The organism is Pseudomonas sp. IPO3749 (assembly GCF_013386605.1).
GTDB lineage: Bacteria > Pseudomonadota > Gammaproteobacteria > Pseudomonadales > Pseudomonadaceae > Aquipseudomonas > Aquipseudomonas azotoformans_A.
This window is the reverse complement of sequence record NZ_JACARN010000035.1, coordinates 1-16,429: the sequence shown is the minus strand read 5'-3', so window position 1 is coordinate 16,429 and position 16,429 is coordinate 1. Positions and strand designations below refer to the sequence as shown.

General features: G+C 60.8%; 14 protein-coding genes and 2 pseudogenes. 11 read left to right on the top strand and 5 right to left on the bottom strand.

Annotated elements, in window-relative coordinates:
* Positions 1–16: 16 nt before the first annotated feature.
* The 7 genes from HX812_RS14570 to HX812_RS14540 all read left to right on the top strand — a co-directional run bounded on the left by HX812_RS14570 (position 17) and on the right by HX812_RS14540 (position 7,983).
* Positions 17–1,498: a mannitol dehydrogenase family protein gene (locus HX812_RS14570; RefSeq protein WP_038850204.1), complete on the top strand. Its 1,482-nt coding sequence runs from the start codon at positions 17–19 to the stop codon at positions 1,496–1,498.
* Between the two features lie 11 nt (positions 1,499–1,509).
* The gene (gene xylB, locus HX812_RS14565) at positions 1,510–2,991 is read left to right on the top strand and encodes a xylulokinase (RefSeq protein WP_038850205.1); all 1,482 of its coding nucleotides are present in this window, start codon (positions 1,510–1,512) and stop codon (positions 2,989–2,991) included.
* A gap of 12 nt (positions 2,992–3,003) precedes the next feature.
* Positions 3,004–3,942 carry a carbohydrate kinase gene (locus HX812_RS14560; RefSeq protein ID WP_038850207.1) on the top strand — a complete coding sequence of 313 codons (939 nt, stop codon included), beginning with the start codon at positions 3,004–3,006 and terminating at the stop codon, positions 3,940–3,942.
* Positions 3,943–4,084: 142 nt separating this feature from the next.
* Positions 4,085–6,688, top strand: a complete 2,604-nt coding sequence (locus HX812_RS14555; protein WP_038850210.1) for an autotransporter outer membrane beta-barrel domain-containing protein — start codon at positions 4,085–4,087, stop codon at positions 6,686–6,688.
* Between the two features lie 93 nt (positions 6,689–6,781).
* Positions 6,782–7,051 (top strand): DUF2790 domain-containing protein, encoded by a 270-nt coding sequence (locus HX812_RS14550; RefSeq protein WP_038850212.1) that lies wholly within the window; start codon positions 6,782–6,784, stop codon positions 7,049–7,051.
* 193 nt (positions 7,052–7,244) lie between these two features.
* On the top strand, positions 7,245–7,502 hold the full coding sequence (locus tag HX812_RS14545) for a DUF2790 domain-containing protein (protein WP_033901499.1): 258 nt from the start codon (positions 7,245–7,247) through the stop codon (positions 7,500–7,502).
* Positions 7,503–7,584: 82 nt separating this feature from the next.
* Positions 7,585–7,983 carry a hypothetical protein gene (locus HX812_RS14540; RefSeq protein ID WP_038850213.1) on the top strand — a complete coding sequence of 133 codons (399 nt, stop codon included), beginning with the start codon at positions 7,585–7,587 and terminating at the stop codon, positions 7,981–7,983.
* On the opposite strand, the gene HX812_RS14535 is transcribed toward HX812_RS14540, so the two are convergent.
* Both HX812_RS14535 and ilvA read right to left on the bottom strand, forming a co-directional pair.
* Positions 7,980–8,249, bottom strand: a complete 270-nt coding sequence (locus HX812_RS14535; protein ID WP_033901501.1) for a DUF1652 domain-containing protein — start codon at positions 8,247–8,249, stop codon at positions 7,980–7,982. The two genes, HX812_RS14540 and HX812_RS14535, sit on opposite strands and share 4 nt — an antisense overlap.
* Positions 8,250–8,507: 258 nt before the next feature.
* Positions 8,508–9,500, bottom strand: a pseudogene (gene ilvA / locus HX812_RS14530) (threonine ammonia-lyase, biosynthetic); the annotation flags it as partial.
* Positions 9,501–9,752: 252 nt separating this feature from the next.
* On the opposite strand from ilvA, the gene HX812_RS14525 reads away from it, so the two are divergent.
* Entirely contained in the window at positions 9,753–9,953 is a 201-nt protein-coding gene (locus HX812_RS14525; protein ID WP_003190946.1) for a ParD-like family protein, read from the top strand.
* On the top strand, positions 9,953–10,714 hold the full coding sequence (gene map, locus HX812_RS14520) for a type I methionyl aminopeptidase (protein WP_038850215.1): 762 nt from the start codon (positions 9,953–9,955) through the stop codon (positions 10,712–10,714). Before HX812_RS14525 ends, map begins: the two co-directional genes overlap by 1 nt.
* Here the strand turns inward: map and HX812_RS14515 are convergent.
* Both HX812_RS14515 and HX812_RS14510 read right to left on the bottom strand, forming a co-directional pair.
* A complete protein-coding gene (locus HX812_RS14515; RefSeq protein ID WP_038850216.1) occupies positions 10,711–11,649 on the bottom strand; it encodes a magnesium transporter CorA family protein in 939 nt (312 codons plus the stop codon). The two genes, map and HX812_RS14515, sit on opposite strands and share 4 nt — an antisense overlap.
* A gap of 7 nt (positions 11,650–11,656) precedes the next feature.
* On the bottom strand, positions 11,657–13,243 hold the full coding sequence (locus tag HX812_RS14510) for a RimK family protein (RefSeq protein WP_038850217.1): 1,587 nt from the start codon (positions 13,241–13,243) through the stop codon (positions 11,657–11,659).
* A gap of 94 nt (positions 13,244–13,337) precedes the next feature.
* Between HX812_RS14510 and HX812_RS14505 the strand changes: the two are divergent.
* A pseudogene (locus HX812_RS14505) lies at positions 13,338–13,784 on the top strand (GNAT family N-acetyltransferase); the annotation flags it as partial.
* On the opposite strand, the gene sfnG reads toward HX812_RS14505, so the two are convergent.
* Positions 13,783–14,877 carry a dimethylsulfone monooxygenase SfnG gene (gene sfnG, locus HX812_RS14500; protein ID WP_038850220.1) on the bottom strand — a complete coding sequence of 365 codons (1,095 nt, stop codon included), beginning with the start codon at positions 14,875–14,877 and terminating at the stop codon, positions 13,783–13,785. The pseudogene HX812_RS14505 and the gene sfnG sit on opposite strands and share 2 nt — an antisense overlap.
* Before the next feature lie 255 nt (positions 14,878–15,132).
* Here sfnG and HX812_RS14495 point away from each other — a divergent pair, with 255 nt between their 5' ends.
* Complete coding sequence (locus HX812_RS14495; RefSeq protein ID WP_038850221.1) at positions 15,133–16,365, top strand: acyl-CoA dehydrogenase family protein; 1,233 nt, start codon at positions 15,133–15,135, stop codon at positions 16,363–16,365.
* The last annotated feature ends 64 nt before the right edge of the window (positions 16,366–16,429 follow it).

The following is a 16,429-nucleotide window of genomic DNA, read 5'->3' as shown; positions in this document are numbered from 1 at the left end:
TCGCGAGACTTTGCTGATGAAACTGAATAAACAGAACCTCACCCAGTTGGCGCCGCACGTGAAACTGCCCGCCTACGCGATTGCCAGCACCACGCAAGGCATCGCCCATATCGGCGTCGGCGGTTTCCATCGCGCGCATCAGGCCTATTACACCGACGCGTTGATGAACACCGGCGTTGGCCTGGACTGGAGCATCTGCGGTGTCGGCCTGCGTGCCGAAGACCGCAAGGCCCGCGACGACCTGGCCGGCCAGGACTACCTGTTCACCCTGTATGAGCTGGGCGATACCGACGACACCGAAGTGCGCGTGATCGGCTCGATCAGTGACATGCTGCTGGCCGAAGACGGCGCCCAGGCGCTGATCGACAAACTGGCCGACCCGGCGATCCGTATCGTCTCGCTGACCATCACCGAAGGCGGCTACTGCATCGACGACAGCAACGGCGAGTTCATGGCCCACCTGCCGCAGATCCAGCATGATCTGGCGCACCCGAGCGCACCCAAGACCGTGTTTGGCTTTATCTGCGCCGCCCTGACCCAACGCCGCGCCGCCGGCACCCCGGCATTTACCGTGATGTCCTGCGATAACCTGCCGCACAACGGCGCCGTGACGCGTAAAGCCCTGTTGGCGTTTGCCGCGTTGCACAACGCCGAGCTGCACGATTGGATCAAGGCCAATGTGAGCTTTCCGAATGCGATGGTCGACCGCATCACACCGATGACCAGCACCGCGCATCGCCTGCAGTTGCATGATGACCACGGCATCGACGATGCCTGGCCAGTGGTGTGCGAACCCTTTGTGCAGTGGGTGCTGGAGGACAAGTTCGTCAACGGTCGCCCGGCCTGGGAACAGGTCGGTGTGCAGTTCACCGATGACGTCACGCCCTATGAAGAAATGAAGATCGGCCTGCTCAACGGCAGCCACCTGGCGCTGACCTACCTGGGGTTTCTCAAGGGTTATCGGTTTGTGCACGAGACCATGAACGACCCGGTGTTTGTCGCCTACATGCGCGCCTACATGGACCTGGACGTCACGCCAAACCTGGCGCCGGTGCCAGGCATCGACCTGACGGACTACAAGCAGACGCTGGTGGACCGCTTCTCCAACCAGGCGATTGCCGACCAGTTGGAGCGCGTTTGCTCGGATGGCTCGTCGAAGTTTCCCAAGTTCACCGTGCCGACCATCAACCGCCTGATTGCCGATGGGCGCGAGACTGAGCGCGCGGCGTTGGTCGTTGCGGCGTGGGCGTTATATTTGAAGGGCGTGGACGAGAATGGGGTGAGCTACACCATCCCGGATCCGCGTGCAGCATTTTGCCAGGGGCTGGTGAGTGATGATGCGTTGATCAGCCAACGTTTGCTGGGGGTGGAAGAGATTTTTGGCAAGGCTATTCCCAATTCGCCTGAGTTTGTGGCAGCGTTCGAGCGGTGCTACAGGAGCCTGCAGGAAGTGGGTGTCAGCAGGACCCTGGAACGGTTACTCGCCAACATCCATTGAAGGCCCTCCCCATGACCCAGCAAAACCTGTTTCTCGGCATCGACTGCGGCACCCAAGGCACCAAGGCCATCGTCCTCGACGCCACCAGCGGCAAGGTGCTGGGCTTGGGCGCAGCGGCACACACTTTGATCAGCGGCGCCAATGGCCGCCGCGAGCAGCACACTCAGGAGTGGCTGGACGCCTTTACCGAAGCCACCCACCGCGCCCTGCAACAGGCCGGCGTGGACGGCCAGGATATCCTCGGCATCGGCGTGTCCGGCCAGCAACATGGTTTGGTGCTGCTGGATGACCAGGGCCAGGTACTGCGCCCGGCCAAACTGTGGTGCGACACCGAGACCACGCCCGAGAACGACCGCCTCTTGCAGCACCTGGGTGGCGAAAGCGGCTCCCTGGAACGCCTCGGCGTGGCCATTGCACCGGGCTACACCGTGTCCAAGCTGCTGTGGACCCGCGAACAGCACCCGGACATCTTTGCGCGCATCGCGCATATCCTGCTGCCCCACGACTACCTCAACTACTGGCTCACCGGCCGCGCCGTCGCGGAATACGGCGATGCGTCGGGCACCGGGTACTTCAACGTGCGCAGCCGTGAGTGGGATGTGGCGCTGCTCAGGCACATCGAGCCGAGCGGTCGTCTTGAAAAGGCCCTTCCGCAGCTGATTGAGGCCGATCAGAGCGTCGGCACCGTTCTTCCGGCGATTGCCGAACGGCTGGGTATCAACCCCAACGCCATCGTCTCCAGCGGTGGCGGCGACAACATGATGGGCGCCATCGGCACCGGCAACATTGCTCCTGGCGTGATCACCATGAGCCTGGGCTCGTCGGGCACTGTGTACGCGTTTGCCGAGCAGCCCAATGTGAGCCCACAGGCGTCGGTCGCGACGTTTTGCTCGTCCAGCGGTGGCTGGTTGCCGTTGATCTGCACCATGAACCTGACCAACGCCACCGGGGTGATCCGCGAGTTGTTCGACCTCGACCTGGCCTCATTCAACGCCCTGGTCGAACAAGCGCCGATTGGCGCGGACGGCGTGAGCATGCTGCCGTTCCTCAACGGCGAACGTGTGCCCGCCCTGCCCCACGCCACCGGCAGCCTGCACGGCCTGACCATGACCAACCTGACCCGCGCCAACCTGTGCCGCGCGGTGGTCGAAGGCACCACCTTCGGCCTGCGCTACGGCCTCGACCTGCTGCGCCAGACCGGCCTGCAAAGCCAGAGCATCCGCTTGATCGGCGGCGGCTCGAAAAGCCCGGTCTGGCGGCAGATGGTCGCCGATATCATGAACACCGAAGTGGTCTGCACCGAACAAAGTGAAGCCGCCGCCCTGGGCGCGGCGATCCAGGTGGCGTGGAGCCAGTCCGGCGAGTCGCTGGCCAGCCTGTGCGACAAATGTGTGAGCGTCGACCCGGCCAGCCGCACGCTGCCGGTGGCGGCCAGCGTCAGCGCGTATCAACACGCCTACGAGCGCTATCAGCAACTTGTGGCAACCCTTTAAGAGCGAACGACTATGTATCTGGTGTGTGGTGAAGCGCTGTTTGATTTTTTCAGCGAGGAAGATGCCAGCGGGCAGGCGTCCAAGGTCAATTACAAGGCGATTGCCGGCGGTTCGCCGTTCAACGTTGCCGTAGGCTTGCGCCGCCTGGGTGTCGAGGCGGGCTTGTTCGGTGGGCTGTCCACCGACTTCCTCGGCCGCCGCTTGTTGCAGGTACTCAAGGGTGAAGGCGTCAGCGAACAGTTTCTGGTGGAATTCGCCGCGCCGACCACTTTGTCGATGGTCGCCGTGGGCGCCAATGGCTCACCGCAGTACAACTTCCGGGGTGAAGGCTGCGCCGACCGACTGCTGGAGGTCGCTCACCTGCCCGAGCTGAGCGATGATATCCGTGGCCTGCACATCGGCTCGTTCTCCCTGGTGGTGCAACCCATCGGCGACACCCTGCTGAGCCTGGTCAAGCGTGAAAGCGGCAAGCGCCTGATCAGCCTCGACCCCAACGTGCGGCTCAACCCGCAGCCGGATATCCAACTGTGGCGCGACCGTGTGGCGGAACTGGTCAAGCATGCCGACCTGATCAAGGTCAGTGACGAAGACCTGCACCTGCTCTATCCCGAGCAGTCGCCAGAAAGCGTGCTACAGGGCTGGCTGCAACACCGTTGCCAATTGGTGTTCCTCACCCGTGGCGGCGATGGCGCCAGTGTGTTCAGCCGTCAACATGGCCACTGGTCCACACCGGCAATCAAGGTGGTAATGGCCGATACCGTGGGAGCGGGTGATACGTTCCAGGCCGCGCTGATTGCTTGGTTGACCGAGCAGCGGCTCGACTCGGTAGAGGGCCTGCAACAGCTCACGCGGGCACAGGTCGATGGCATGCTGGGCTTTGCCGTTCGCGCCGCTGCATTGACCTGCACCAAGACCGGTCCGGACCTGCCTTACCGCCATCAGGTGAGCTGAACCCGGCAGCAACATGACCAATGTGCCACCACGCAGGCCACGTATTCCGTGGCCTGCGCGCGTTTATATAAACATTGCCATGTAGGAAAACTGTGCTAAACCCCAACAGGAGCAGTAATTACAATAGATGCAGGACAGACCCATGCAAAAGAGCAACGGTTTTTCAACCCGCGCCGTTTTAGCTGTCGGCCTCCTCTCACTGCAGTACACCACACCACAACACTCCTACGCCGCTTGCGTACTCACTCCCGGCCCGGGCAACGACACATTTATTTGCGACAGCGGCACCAGTGCCGGCCTGACCGATCTCCTGGGCAATAACAGCCTGACCCTGCCAGCAGGTGGCAGCGGCACCATCAACGGCAACGTCGTCTTCGGTCCGGGAACGGATGCCGTGCGGATCGATTCCGGCCTGATCACCGGCGCTGTCCAGCAAGGCGCCGGTATCGATGACTTCATCATGACCGGCGGGCAAATCCAGTCCCTGGCCCAGGGCGACGGCCGTGACACCTTCCTGATGACGGGCGGCATCATCGTCAACGCGTTCGAGGACGGCGATGTAGCGCAGCAAACCGGCGGCACCATCGGCCGCGTTGACATGAAGCTGGACAACAACATCTACGACATGTCTGGAGGCGCGATCCTCGATAATCTGGTCACCGCCTTCGGTACCGATACGATCATCATCTCCGGCGGCAGCGTCGGCGGCAATATCAGCACCAGCGGCGGCGACGATAGCATCACGGTCAGTGGCGGCGTGATCGAGGGCGAGATCCGCGCCAGCGTCGGCAATGACAGGTTCAACTGGCTCAATGCTGGCCAGATCAAATCGGCGGTGCTGATGGGCGATGGCGACGATACCGCGCTGCTGCGCGGCCTCAGCGAAAGCCTGCTGGCGGCCACGCCCTCTATCGACGGCGGCCTGAACAACGATCAACTGACCTTCGACGGCACCACGTCCAGCACGGCGTCCCGCTATATCGGCTGGGAAACGGTCAATCTCACCAACAATTCGCGCTTGGACCTGGCAGGAGATTTTTTCCTGGGTGACAGCGCAAGCACTACCGGCACCTTGAACATTGACGGCAGCAGTACGCTGGCGGTGACCCAAGGCAGCGTGCGGCCCTATCTCGCCGGCCAACTGGCGACCCTGAACAACGCCGGCAAGATCGACATGACCACCGGCAGCGCCACCGCCAACGACGTACTGACGGTGCATGGCAATTACGTGGGCAATAACGGCCAGCTATGGCTGCAAACCGTGCTGGGCGATGAAAACTCCGCGACGGACAAGTTGGTGGTGTCCGGTGGCACGCTGAGTGGCCATACCCAATTGGCCGTGAGCAATCTTGGCGGCGTCGGGGGCTTTACCCGCAACAACGGGATTGAGGTGGTGCAGGCGCTCAACGGCGCAGTGAGCAGCACCGATGCCTTCTCGTTGAAGCGCTCGGTCTCGGCCGGGGCCTATGAATATTTGCTGTTCAAGGGCGGCGTGACGGCCGGTACCGAAAACAACTGGTACCTGCGCTCGTCGGTGGTTGCCGTGCAACCGCCAGCGGTGCCAACGGTGCCACCGACACCACCGGTGGTAGTGCCCGTACCGCCCATTCCAGCGACACCGCCGGTGGTCGACCCCGATGAGCCGCCCGTGGAACCACCCACTTCGCAACCCGTCGCGCCGGTCGAGCCTCCCGCCCCGCCGCCCAGCCAGGTGGCGGCAGGCAACTCGCCGGAATCCGCCGCGAGCAACCCGGCGCTGCCGACCGCCATTGCCGGTGCCGAGCCCATCCCGCTGTACCGCTTGGAAGTGCCGGTGTATTCGGTGGTGGTGCCCGCCGCCCAGTTGATGACCCTGCAAGCGCTGGGCACCTTTCATGATCGCCAGGGCGAGCAAAGCCTGCTGACCGAGACCGGTGCGGTGCCGGCAGGTTGGGGGCGTGCCTATGGCAGCGACTTCAACAAGCACTGGTCGGGCACCGTGGCGCCGAGCTTCGACGGTACGGTCAGGGGCTTTCAGGTGGGTCATGACCTGTATGCATCCGACACCAGCGGTGGGCAGACCCAGCGCTTCGGGCTGTTTATCGGCCAGAGTCGCCTGAGCGGGGATGTGAAAGGTTTCTCGATGGGCTGGCAGAACAATCGTTCCGGACGGGTCAAACTTGATGGCGATCACTTCGGCGCCTACTGGACGCTCACCGATCCGACCGGTTGGTATGTGGAGCTGGTTGCGATGGGCACGCGCCTGGACGGCGACAACAAGTCCGAGCGCGGCATAAAGATGGACACCAAGGGCCATGCGCTGGCGCTGTCCGCCGAAGCCGGCTACCCGATTGCCGTTTCCGAGCATTGGGTGGTGGAACCCCAGGCCCAGGTCATCCGCCAGACTATCGACCTGGACACTCAGAACGACGGTATTTCCAGGGTATCGTTCGACTCCCAGGATTACTGGACCGGCCGCCTCGGTGCCCGCCTCAAAGGGCGCTACCTGGTGAATAACACCCCTGTCGAACCTTACCTGCGCGCCAATGCCTGGCGCACGTTCGGTGGCAGCGACACGGTGACTTACGATGATGTGGACCGCATCAAGAGCGATCACAAAGCGTCTACGGCGGATGTGGGAGTCGGCGTGGTTGCGCGGCTGTCGTCTTCGGTGAGCGTCTACCTCGCGGCAGACTACAACACCCACCTGGACGGCAACGCGATGGAGGGTGTCAGCGGCAATGCCGGGGTTCGCATGAGCTGGTAAACATGAAGGTTTTGTCAGCCACGCAAACATTAATCGATGGTTAATCGCGCAAGTCGAGAGTGAGGTTGTACTCACTTGTTGCGGAGAACCCTCATGAAACTGCGCACATTACTACTCGGCAGCGCCCTGGCGCTGGCCGCAGTATCCGGCCTGGCCCAGGCCGATGATCCAGGCGCCGCTGTCAAACCGGTGCCTTACCAGTACGGCATGCCAATGAACATCGACAAGGTCCTGGCCATGAACGAAACACCCACCGATGAATGCAAGGTCATCAAGGCGGATATCAAGTTCCTGGATAAGGCGGGCAAGGTTGAGGACGTAAGCTATCGGAAAATGTCGGAGGCCTGCGACTTCCAGAACTGAGCCGTAAGCCGTCAGACGATACAGCGGGAATTCAATCCGAAAACATGTAGGACTTTTCTCAAAAACCCCAATTTAATCAATGGTTAAGGTTGGGAGACAACAGTGGCTCCGACCGCACCTCGATGGCCATCGGCTGAAGGTGCGGCCGCCGACTCATCACGCTGATGAACCGGACCACTGACGGAGAAACCTCATGAAAATGCGCAACGTATTCCTGCTCGGCTGCACCCTCGCCCTCACCACTGTATCGGCCATGGCCCAGGCTGAATCCAAAGCTGTGCCCTATCGGTACGGCATGCCCATGGACATCCAGAAAGTGATTGCCATGACCGAACCGGATACCCGTGAATGCAAGGTCATCAAGGCCGAAATCAAGTTTTTGGACAAGGCCGGTGAAGTGCAGCACGTGAGCTACAAGAAGTTATCCGAGGCCTGTTTGTTCCAGAACTGAACATGATGTTGATTAAGGGCGGCGTAACGCGTGTGCACGCGGTATCCTTTTGCACCTGTTAACCGTGCCGAAAGGATTCGCCATGCCGCTGCGCTTTCATACGCTCGCCCTCTTTACCGCCGTGCTCTGTTTTGCCCTGGCGCTGACATGGGGCCTGCGCCCCGAATGGATGCTATGGCTGTGGAGCGTGGAATATTCAAATGCCACTGGCCTGGTGGCTCGGCGTAACGCCGTACTGTTTCTGGCTATCGGCGTGATGTTCTACCGCGCACGCCACGCACCACCTTGCGACACACGACGCGCCATGACCTGCGGTTTTACCATTGGCTGTTGGGTGCTGGCGGTACTGGGGTTCAGTGAGTGGATAAACGGCAATGCCGGACCCGGCATCCTGCTGGCAGTGGCAACGGAAACCGTATTGGGCCTGGCGTTTATCCAGGCCCACAGGTCTTCGGTCATCCAACCCCAGGCATCTACCTAGTAGTAGCCGCGCCCTCCCACTCTTTGCAGGGCGGGTGCATGGCTGTGCTTGAGGTCTTCACGCAACCCGGTGATCAGGTTGCAAATGGCTCGACTGCTGTCGAGTTTGTCCGCGTTGATCCCTTTGACTTCCAAATCCACCCGGTCACGGTCGCGGTCGTCGTAGACCTTGATCGTCAGCGAAGCATCTTCGGCTTTGGTGCATTCGCACCGTTTGGGCAGGAAACTTCCTTCAATAATGCTGCGAAGTTCTAATTCCGAAAGCATGGTCAACCTCTCCTTTCTTGAGACTGCCAACAGATTTTTATGTGTCCGACGAGCGCTCGCTCGTCGCGTCTTGCCGACCCTGGAAGACGCTTACAACACCCAAGCCTACTCGGCAAAATCAGCCCTCGTTGTAACTTTTCCTCATAAGCCGCGCGCCAGGTTATATATGTAAATCGGCCGTGTTTAAATCGTCGTCGAACCGCTGCGATTAAACGTTTAACTGTAGGCCTCGACGGCAACGGCGCCTTGCGCAGCCACCCTTTCAGCAACATGTCGCAAACTATCGAAGTTGATGTTCGCCCCGGAATTGATTGCCACCAGGGTCTTCCCGCGCAGTCGATGGCGGGCGACATACTTGCGCACTCCTGCCACCGCCAAGGCTCCGGAAGGCTCGGTGATAGAACGGGTATCGTCGTAGATCAGCTTGATCGCGCTGCACAGTTCATCGTTGCTGACAGTGATGACGTCATCCACCCAGTCCCGGCAGATTTCAAACCCGTAGGCGCCGACTTGCGCCACCGCCGTGCCGTCGGCAAACCCGTCGACGCTGGGCAGCACCACGCGTTCACCCGCCCGCAGCGCCGCCAGCAGACAACTGGAGCCCTCAGGCTCGACGCCAATGATGCGCACCTCGGGTCGCAGGTATTTGACGTAGGCGGCGATCCCGGCGACAAGGCCACCCCCACCCACCGGCACGAAGATCGCGTCCAGGGACCCTTGTTGCTGGCGCAGGATTTCCATGGCCACGGTGCCTTGTCCGGCGATCACCTCCGGATCGTCGAAGGGCGAGACAAAGGTGCAACCTGAGGTTTCGGCCAGTTGCAGCGCGTGGGCCAAGGCAAAAGGGAAGCTCTCGCCGTGCAGGACCGCTTCAGCACCGCGGGAGCGTACGCCGAGCACCTTCAACTCTGGCGTGGTGCTGGGCATGACGATCCGCGCCTGGATCCCCAATTCCCTGGCTGCCAGCGCCACACCCTGGGCATGGTTGCCGGCCGATGCCGTGACCACGCCGCGCGCCTTTTGCTCGTCACTCAAGTGCACCAATTTGTTGTAGGCACCACGGATCTTGAACGAGAACGTCGGTTGCAGATCTTCGCGCTTGAGCAGCAGCTGATTGCCCAACAATGCCGACAACGCCGGTGCCGCCTGCAACGGCGTGCGCACTGCCAAGTCGTAGACCGGCGCGGCGAGGATCTTCTTTACATAGTGCTCAAGCAAGCCTGTGTCAGCGGTAGGGGTACAGGTGCTCATGGGTATCTCCTGGCTTCTTGTTCGGGGCCCGGGAGACGGAAAAACAAAACCCGCCTCTAGGGCGGGTTTGGGTACAGCCGTGCGCTATCCCGCCAAATGAGGAATGGCGGTAATAATGCTTGGCTGGCTGCGAAAGGCTTGAAAGGTCATGTCACGAAATTAACCGGCCGCGACGGGACTCGTCAACAAAAGGTTTACTCCAAGCATACGAAACGTATACGCTTTGTATATCAAACCTGCACAGTGAACCCCATGGGCATCGTCAAGATCACCGACCAACTGCACGAACAACTGCGCCTGGCCAGCGCTGCGATGGACCGTTCCATCAATGCCCAGGCCGAATTCTGGATCAAGATCGGCCTGCTCGCCGAGCTCAACCCCCACCTGCCCTACAACGAGCTGATCAACAAGCTGTTGCTGGACAAGCCCGATCTGATCCGAGGGCGCAGTTGATGATCAAGACTGCCGCCCAACTGGCCGTGATGCGTGAAGCCGGGCGCCTGCTGGCCCAGGTGTTCACCCTGCTCGACGGCTTTGTCGCCGCCGGCCGCTCCACCCTGGAGCTGGACGCCGCCGTCGAAGCCTTCATCCGCAACGACCTCAAGGCCCGCCCCGCCAGCCTGGGCCAGTATGACTACCCTTTCTCCATCAACACCTCGATCAACGAGGTGGTGTGCCACGGCATGCCCAGCGCCAAGGACATCCTCAAGGACGGCGACATCATCAACATCGACATCACCCTGGAAAAAGGTGGCTTTATTGCCGACTCCAGCAAGATGTACATGATCGGCAGCGTCGCGCCCAAGGCCCAGCGCCTGGTCGAGAAAACCTTCGAAGCGATGTGGGCCGGCATCCGCCAGGTCAAGCCCGGCGCGCGCCTGGGCGATATCGGCCACGCTATCCAGAGCCACGCGCAAGCCAACGGCTACAGCGTGGTCCGCGAGTATTGCGGCCACGGTATCGGCCGGCAGATGCATGAAGAGCCGCAAATCCTGCACTTCGGCCGCCCCGGCACCGGCTTGGAACTGCGCGAAGGCATGGTGTTTACCGTGGAGCCGATGCTCAACCAGGGCAGCTCGAAAGTGCGCAGCCTGAAGGATGGCTGGACGGTGGTGACCAAGGACAGCAGCCTGTCGGCACAGTGGGAACATACCGTGGCGGTGACGGCGGATGGGTTTGAAGTGCTGACCCTACAACCTTCCTACAGGGTTTAGACGACATTGGCGCCGCCCGCTATCCGCTTCAGCCCCACGACCATCAAAGCAGCCCCGAGCCCCATCGCCGCCAGAAACAATGGGTAAGACACCCACCACGGCGTCCCCGCCGTCATCATGCTGAACTCCGACATGCCGCCGATGCTCGCAATCAGGTTGAGCGGCAGGAACACCACGTTGATCAAGGTGAGCTTGCGCAACAGGTTGTTCATGCTGTTGTTCATCAGGTTGCCGCGGGCGTCGATCAGCCCGGAAAACACGTTGGAATAGATCTCCGCCTGTTTGTAGCACTGGTGGTTCTCGATGATCAGGTCGTCGATCAGCGCCAAAATCTCTGCGCCGAAATGCTCCTTCTCCGCATGGTTGCGCAACCGCGACAGCACCGCGCCGTTGCTGTGCAGCGCGTTGATGTAATAGATCAGGCTTTCGCTGAGGCTGAACATCTGCATCAGGTGGTGGTTGCTCATGGACGCATTGAACTGCTGCTGCAATTCCCGTGCGACCAGCTTGATCACCTTGAGATGGCCCAGGTAGTGATGGATGTTGTTAAGCAGCAAGTCGAGCAACACATCCAGCGGCGTGTGCAGCGGGCGGCGTTTGCCGAGGCCGGTCAGCGGGGTTTCGTCGGTGGCGATCACCAGCAGGCGGCCCGGTGAAAACAGCAGGCCGCAGGACGACACCTCGAACACCAGGTTGCCGCCACCGGAGTAGTTCTCCGGGCGTTTCCAGATCAGGAACAGATTGTCCGGGTGAAACTCGATGCGCGAGACTTCGTCGGGGTCCAGCGCAGAGGCCAGGGCGTGTTCGTCCAGCTTATGGTGGTCGCGCAGCCACTCGCGCTCGGCCAGGTCAGGGTTGTTGAACAACTGGATTGGGGCATCGTCACGCTCCCCGCTGTGCAGCTTGCCATCGATCAGTTCGAAACGCTGGATCATCGCCGGGTCACCAGACCTGGCCCTGACGCTTCAACTCCAGGCGCCTCACGAACTCCTCCAGCACCAAACCGTACAAATCGTCCTGCAAGTAGGCATCTTCGATACCCGCGTCCAGGTTGGGGTTGTCGTTGACTTCGATCACCACCACCTTGTCGCCGGACTGCTTGAGGTCGACGCCGTAGAGACCATCGCCGATCAGGTTGGCGGTCTTCACGGCCAGTTCCACCACCGCCTTGGGCGCCTCGTGGACCGCCAGGGTGCGGCATTCACCGTTGATGGCCTGGCCGATGGCCTTGTGGTTGTAGATCTGCCAATGCCCTTTGGACATAAAGTACTGGCAGGCAAAGATCGGCTTGCGGTTGAGCACGCCGATGCGCCAGTCGTACTCGGTGTAGAAAAACTCCTGGGCCAGCAACAGCACCGAATGCTCGAACAACTCGGCGGTGGCCTTGAGCAAGGCTTCCTGGCTTTCGACCTTGATTACGCCACGGGAAAAACAGCCGTCGGGGATCTTCAGCACCAGCGGGAACCCCAGACGCTCACCGACCCGTTCGAAGTCTTCCGGTCGCTCCTTGTAGAGGATTTCGGTGGCGGGCATGCCCAGTTGGTGACTGTTGAGCAGGTCGGTGAGGTAGACCTTGTTGGTGCAGCGCAGGATCGACGCCGGGTCGTCCATCACCACCAGGCCCTCGCTTTCGGCTTTCTTGGCGAAACGGTAGGTGTGGTTGTCGACGCTGGTGGTCTCGCGGATCAGCAAGGCGTCGTATTCAGCCAGGCGTGAATAATCCTTGCGTTCGATCAACTCCACATCGATGCCCAGGCCCTTGCCGACGCGGATGAAATTCTCCAGGGCCTTGGCATTGGATGGCGGCAGCTGTTCCTGGGGGTCGTGCAAGATGGCCAGGTCATAACGGGCCAGGCGACGTGAGCGCGGCTGGCGCCAGATCTTGCGGCTGAAGTTATCCAGGGCGTGGGCGAATTGATCCTCTTGATCATCGCGTAACTTGTGCAATACGCCGGATTTAACGCCTTCGATATGCCAACCGTTATTCTTCTTGAACTCCACTAACAGGATCGGACACGGAAAGGCCTCAAACAACTGACGGGCCAAATCCTGTAACGGCTCTATATTGGTCCGGCCAAAATAAAGTGTCAGGGTAAATCCTTCGGTATTGCTGTAAAGGTGATGACTCAAGGCTTTATCGAGGGTTTTATCCAGGTCGTCCAGGGCCAGGCCGTACAACGACTTCTTCGTCAGTTCGCTGATGGTGCGCACCGACGGAATCACCTTATGCCCACGGGCTTCGGCCAGCAGCGAGCAGTAATAACCGTGTCCCAGGTACTTGTAGCTGCGGCACAGGTTGATCACCTGTACGCGCTTGCCGGTCTCATTTTCGCGGGTCTGCTCCAGGTATTCCTGGGCAGTGACGATGTCTTCGCTGGGGAAGTAAGAGGCCCAATCTTCCTTGCGCTCGACAATGATCACGACTTGACTGTTGCCTTTTGGGGGGGCGGAAAAATAACCTTTATTGGTTATTGTCGCCGCGAGGGTTTGCTCGGATACTTCACGCCAATGACCTTGTACCGCCGACATAATATTTGATCCGCTTTAGAGAACTCGACCTTTTCTATTAAGCACGATCTTTTAGAGAAGTCCCGTTTCGTTACGCAACTTTTACGGCGGTCATATGGCTCTTTGCTTTCGCGTTGCAACACTCTTGGATATGCCTGAATTACTGGCCTTGGAACAGCACTGCTTCACCACCGACAGGCTGTCACGGCGCAGTTTCCAGTGGATGATCAGCCGCGCCCACGGCGAGTTGCTGGTGGCGGAAAATGCCGGGCAATTGCTCGGTTACGCGCTGGTGCTGTTTCGCCGTGGCACCTCGTTGGCGCGTCTGTATTCCATCGCCATTGCCGAGCCTGCGCGTGGCATGGGGCTGGGTAGACAGTTGCTGAGCCGCGTTGAAGCTAGCGCCGTGGCACAGGGTTGCAATCGCCTATGCCTGGAAGTGCGCACCGACAACCCCGGCGCTCTCAGCCTCTATGAGCGCAACGGTTATCGGCGCTTTGCCTTTATCGATGCCTATTACGAAGACCAGACGGCGGCAATACGTCTGGAAAAAACCCTGCTCACGCCACCTGCTTGATCGCCGCTTTGGCTTCCAGCTCGCGCACCAGCGGCAACACACGTTTGCCGAAGTACTCGACTTCCTCCTGGAAGTGCAGGAAGCCCGCCAGCAGCAGATCCACCCCCACCGCCTTGAGCGCAACGATGCGCTCGGCAATCTGCTGGGGCGTACCGATCAGGTTGGTCTTGAAGCCATCGTTGTACTGCACCAAGTCTTCAAAACTGGATTTGGCCCAGTTGCCCTCGCCTTCCGGTGACGCCTTGCCCGCTTGCCTGGCCGCATCACCAAAGGCGTTCACCGCCTCCGGGTCGGCCTTGTCGATGATCTCTGCCAGCACGGCGCGGGCTTCTTCCTCGGTGTCGCGGGCGATCACGAAGGCGTTGACGCCGACTTTGACCGAATGGTTGTTCGCCGCCGCTTTCGCGCGGATGTCATCGACCTGGGCCTTGATGCCTTCCGGGGTGTTGCCATTGGTGAAGTACCAGTCCGACACGCGCGCCGCCATGTCCCGCGCGGCCCGCGAACTGCCGCCCTGGAACACCTCCGGTTGGCCCAATGGCTTGGGCTTGAGGGTGTAGTTGTTGAAGCGGTAAAAGTCGCCCTTGAAGGTGAAATCGTCCTGGGTCCAGATGCCTTTGAGGGCCCGGATAAACTCTTCGGAACGGCGATAACGTTCATCGTGCTCCAGCCAGTGTTCGCCGATGGCCTGGAACTCGCCCTTAAACCAACCGCTGACGATATTCACGGCGATACGGCCGTTGGTGAGTTGGTCGATCGTCGCCAGTTGCTTGGCCGCCAACGCTGGTTGCCAGGGGCCCGGCAGGATCGCGGCGATCACCTTGAGCGTGGTGGTCGCGGCCAGCAGCGCATGGCTGAATGCCACGGACTCATGCTGGTTTTCGGCACCGTAGCCGGCAGTAAAACGGATCTGGGTGAGGCCGTATTCAAAGCCGGCCGCTTCCGCCAGTTGCGCCAGTTGCGCCAGTTTGCGGTTGTAGTCGATGCCCCAGTGGGTGCGTTGTTCGATCTTGCTGACCACCAACCCACCGCTGACGTTGGGCACCCAGTAGGCAAATTTCACGGCTTGCTGGCTCATCTCGCGTTACCTCGCACAAAAGGGATGTAACGAGGGCTTGAGCAGCAAGCGTGCCAGACCGGGGAAACGCCCAGGCCAGGGGCGTTGCACACAATACTGCGTGCCGGCATTGATGTCGCAGAGTGTGCGGGTTTGTCGATCAGCTGTTGCCAGGGCAACAGTGGCTGAACGCTTTAGCCCATGAATACGGGCGCAGATACCCGGCACGGAGTGTGCAATCCCCCTTGGATTGATCACTGCCCAGGAACCTTGCCCATGACCGAACAACACGTCATCAACCCACTGTCCACTGGCGTCGACTATCCAACGCTGGCCGCGCGCTTCCGTCCGATTTTCCTACGCATCGCCGACGGTGCCGTAGAGCGCGAACAGTCCCGCATCCTGCCCCATGAACCGATCCAGTGGCTCAAGGAAGCCGGTTTTGGCGCGGTGCGCGTGCCGGTGGAATATGGCGGCGGCGGTGCTTCCCTGCCGCAGTTGTTCGAACTGCTGATCGAACTGGCCGAAGCCGACTCCAACGTGCCCCAGGCCCTGCGCGGGCACTTCGCATTTGCCGAAGACCGCCTGAACGCGCCGCCCAGCGCTGGCCGGGATCTGTGGTTCAAGCGGTTCGTGGACGGCGATATCGTCGGCTGCGCCTGGACCGAGATTGGCAACGTGGCGATCGGCGATGTGGTCACCCAGGTCAGCCCTGACGGCGACCGCTGGAAGCTCAACGGAGAGAAGTTTTACAGCACTGGCAGCATCTTCGCCGACTGGATCGACGTGTATGCCCAGCGCAGCGACACCGGTGGCGATGTGATTGCCGCCACCCGCGCCCGTCAGCCTGGGGTGGTGCACAGCGATGACTGGGACGGCTTTGGCCAGCGCACTACCGGCAGCGGCACGTCGCGCTTTACCGACGCGGTGGTGGATGCGGAAAACGTCATCGACTTTGCCAGCCGGTTTAAATACCAGACGGCGTTCTATCAGTTGGTGTTGCTCGCCAGTTTGGCGGGGATTGGGCGTGCGGCCTTGCGCGATGTGGCGCATCAGGTACGCAGCCGTAAGCGTATCTACAGTCATGGTAATGCGGCGCATGTGAGCCAGGATGCGCAGGTTCTCCAGGTGGTGGGGGAAGTGGCGGCGCTGGTGTATGCCGCTGAGGCGAGTGCGTTGAGGGCGACGCTGCCGGCGCAACGGGCGTATGTGGCGCGATTTGGGGGGGATGAGGCTGCTGAGCGTTTAGCCAATGTGGCGGCAGAGATTGAGTCGGCTACGGCGCAGGTGGTGGTGTCGGGGTTGATTCAGCGGGCGACCAGTGAGTTGTTTAATGCGCTGGGGGCGTCGGATGTGCGGCAGGGGAAGGCGCTGGATCGGCATTGGCGGAATGCGCGGACGGTGTCGTCGCATAATCCGGTGATTTATAAGGCGCGGATTGTGGGGGATTGGGTGGTTAATGGGGTGGAGCCGCCGTTTGTTTGGCAGATTGGGAATGGGCGGGGTTGAGCCTGGGTTTTTGAGGGCATATCCGTTGTTTGGGTGATGGCGGCTTATGGTTCCGCCCTTACGG

Bases quoted from the DNA above. Each gene is read 5' to 3' on its own strand.
- HX812_RS14525 (WP_003190946.1), top strand. From the start codon at position 9,753: ATGGGCATCGTCAAGATCACCGACCAACTGCACGAACAACTGCGCCTG.
- HX812_RS14540 (WP_038850213.1), top strand. From the start codon at position 7,585: ATGCCGCTGCGCTTTCATACGCTCGCCCTCTTTACCGCCGTGCTCTGT.
- HX812_RS14570 (WP_038850204.1), top strand. From the start codon at position 17: ATGAAACTGAATAAACAGAACCTCACCCAGTTGGCGCCGCACGTGAAA.
- HX812_RS14515 (WP_038850216.1), bottom strand. From the start codon at position 11,649: ATGATCCAGCGTTTCGAACTGATCGATGGCAAGCTGCACAGCGGGGAG.
- xylB (WP_038850205.1), top strand. From the start codon at position 1,510: ATGACCCAGCAAAACCTGTTTCTCGGCATCGACTGCGGCACCCAAGGC.
- HX812_RS14550 (WP_038850212.1), top strand. From the start codon at position 6,782: ATGAAACTGCGCACATTACTACTCGGCAGCGCCCTGGCGCTGGCCGCA.
- HX812_RS14510 (WP_038850217.1), bottom strand. From the start codon at position 13,243: ATGTCGGCGGTACAAGGTCATTGGCGTGAAGTATCCGAGCAAACCCTC.
- HX812_RS14545 (WP_033901499.1), top strand. From the start codon at position 7,245: ATGAAAATGCGCAACGTATTCCTGCTCGGCTGCACCCTCGCCCTCACC.
- map (WP_038850215.1), top strand. From the start codon at position 9,953: ATGATCAAGACTGCCGCCCAACTGGCCGTGATGCGTGAAGCCGGGCGC.
- HX812_RS14555 (WP_038850210.1), top strand. From the start codon at position 4,085: ATGCAAAAGAGCAACGGTTTTTCAACCCGCGCCGTTTTAGCTGTCGGC.
- HX812_RS14535 (WP_033901501.1), bottom strand. From the start codon at position 8,249: ATGCTTTCGGAATTAGAACTTCGCAGCATTATTGAAGGAAGTTTCCTG.
- HX812_RS14560 (WP_038850207.1), top strand. From the start codon at position 3,004: ATGTATCTGGTGTGTGGTGAAGCGCTGTTTGATTTTTTCAGCGAGGAA.
- HX812_RS14495 (WP_038850221.1), top strand. From the start codon at position 15,133: ATGACCGAACAACACGTCATCAACCCACTGTCCACTGGCGTCGACTAT.
- sfnG (WP_038850220.1), bottom strand. From the start codon at position 14,877: ATGAGCCAGCAAGCCGTGAAATTTGCCTACTGGGTGCCCAACGTCAGC.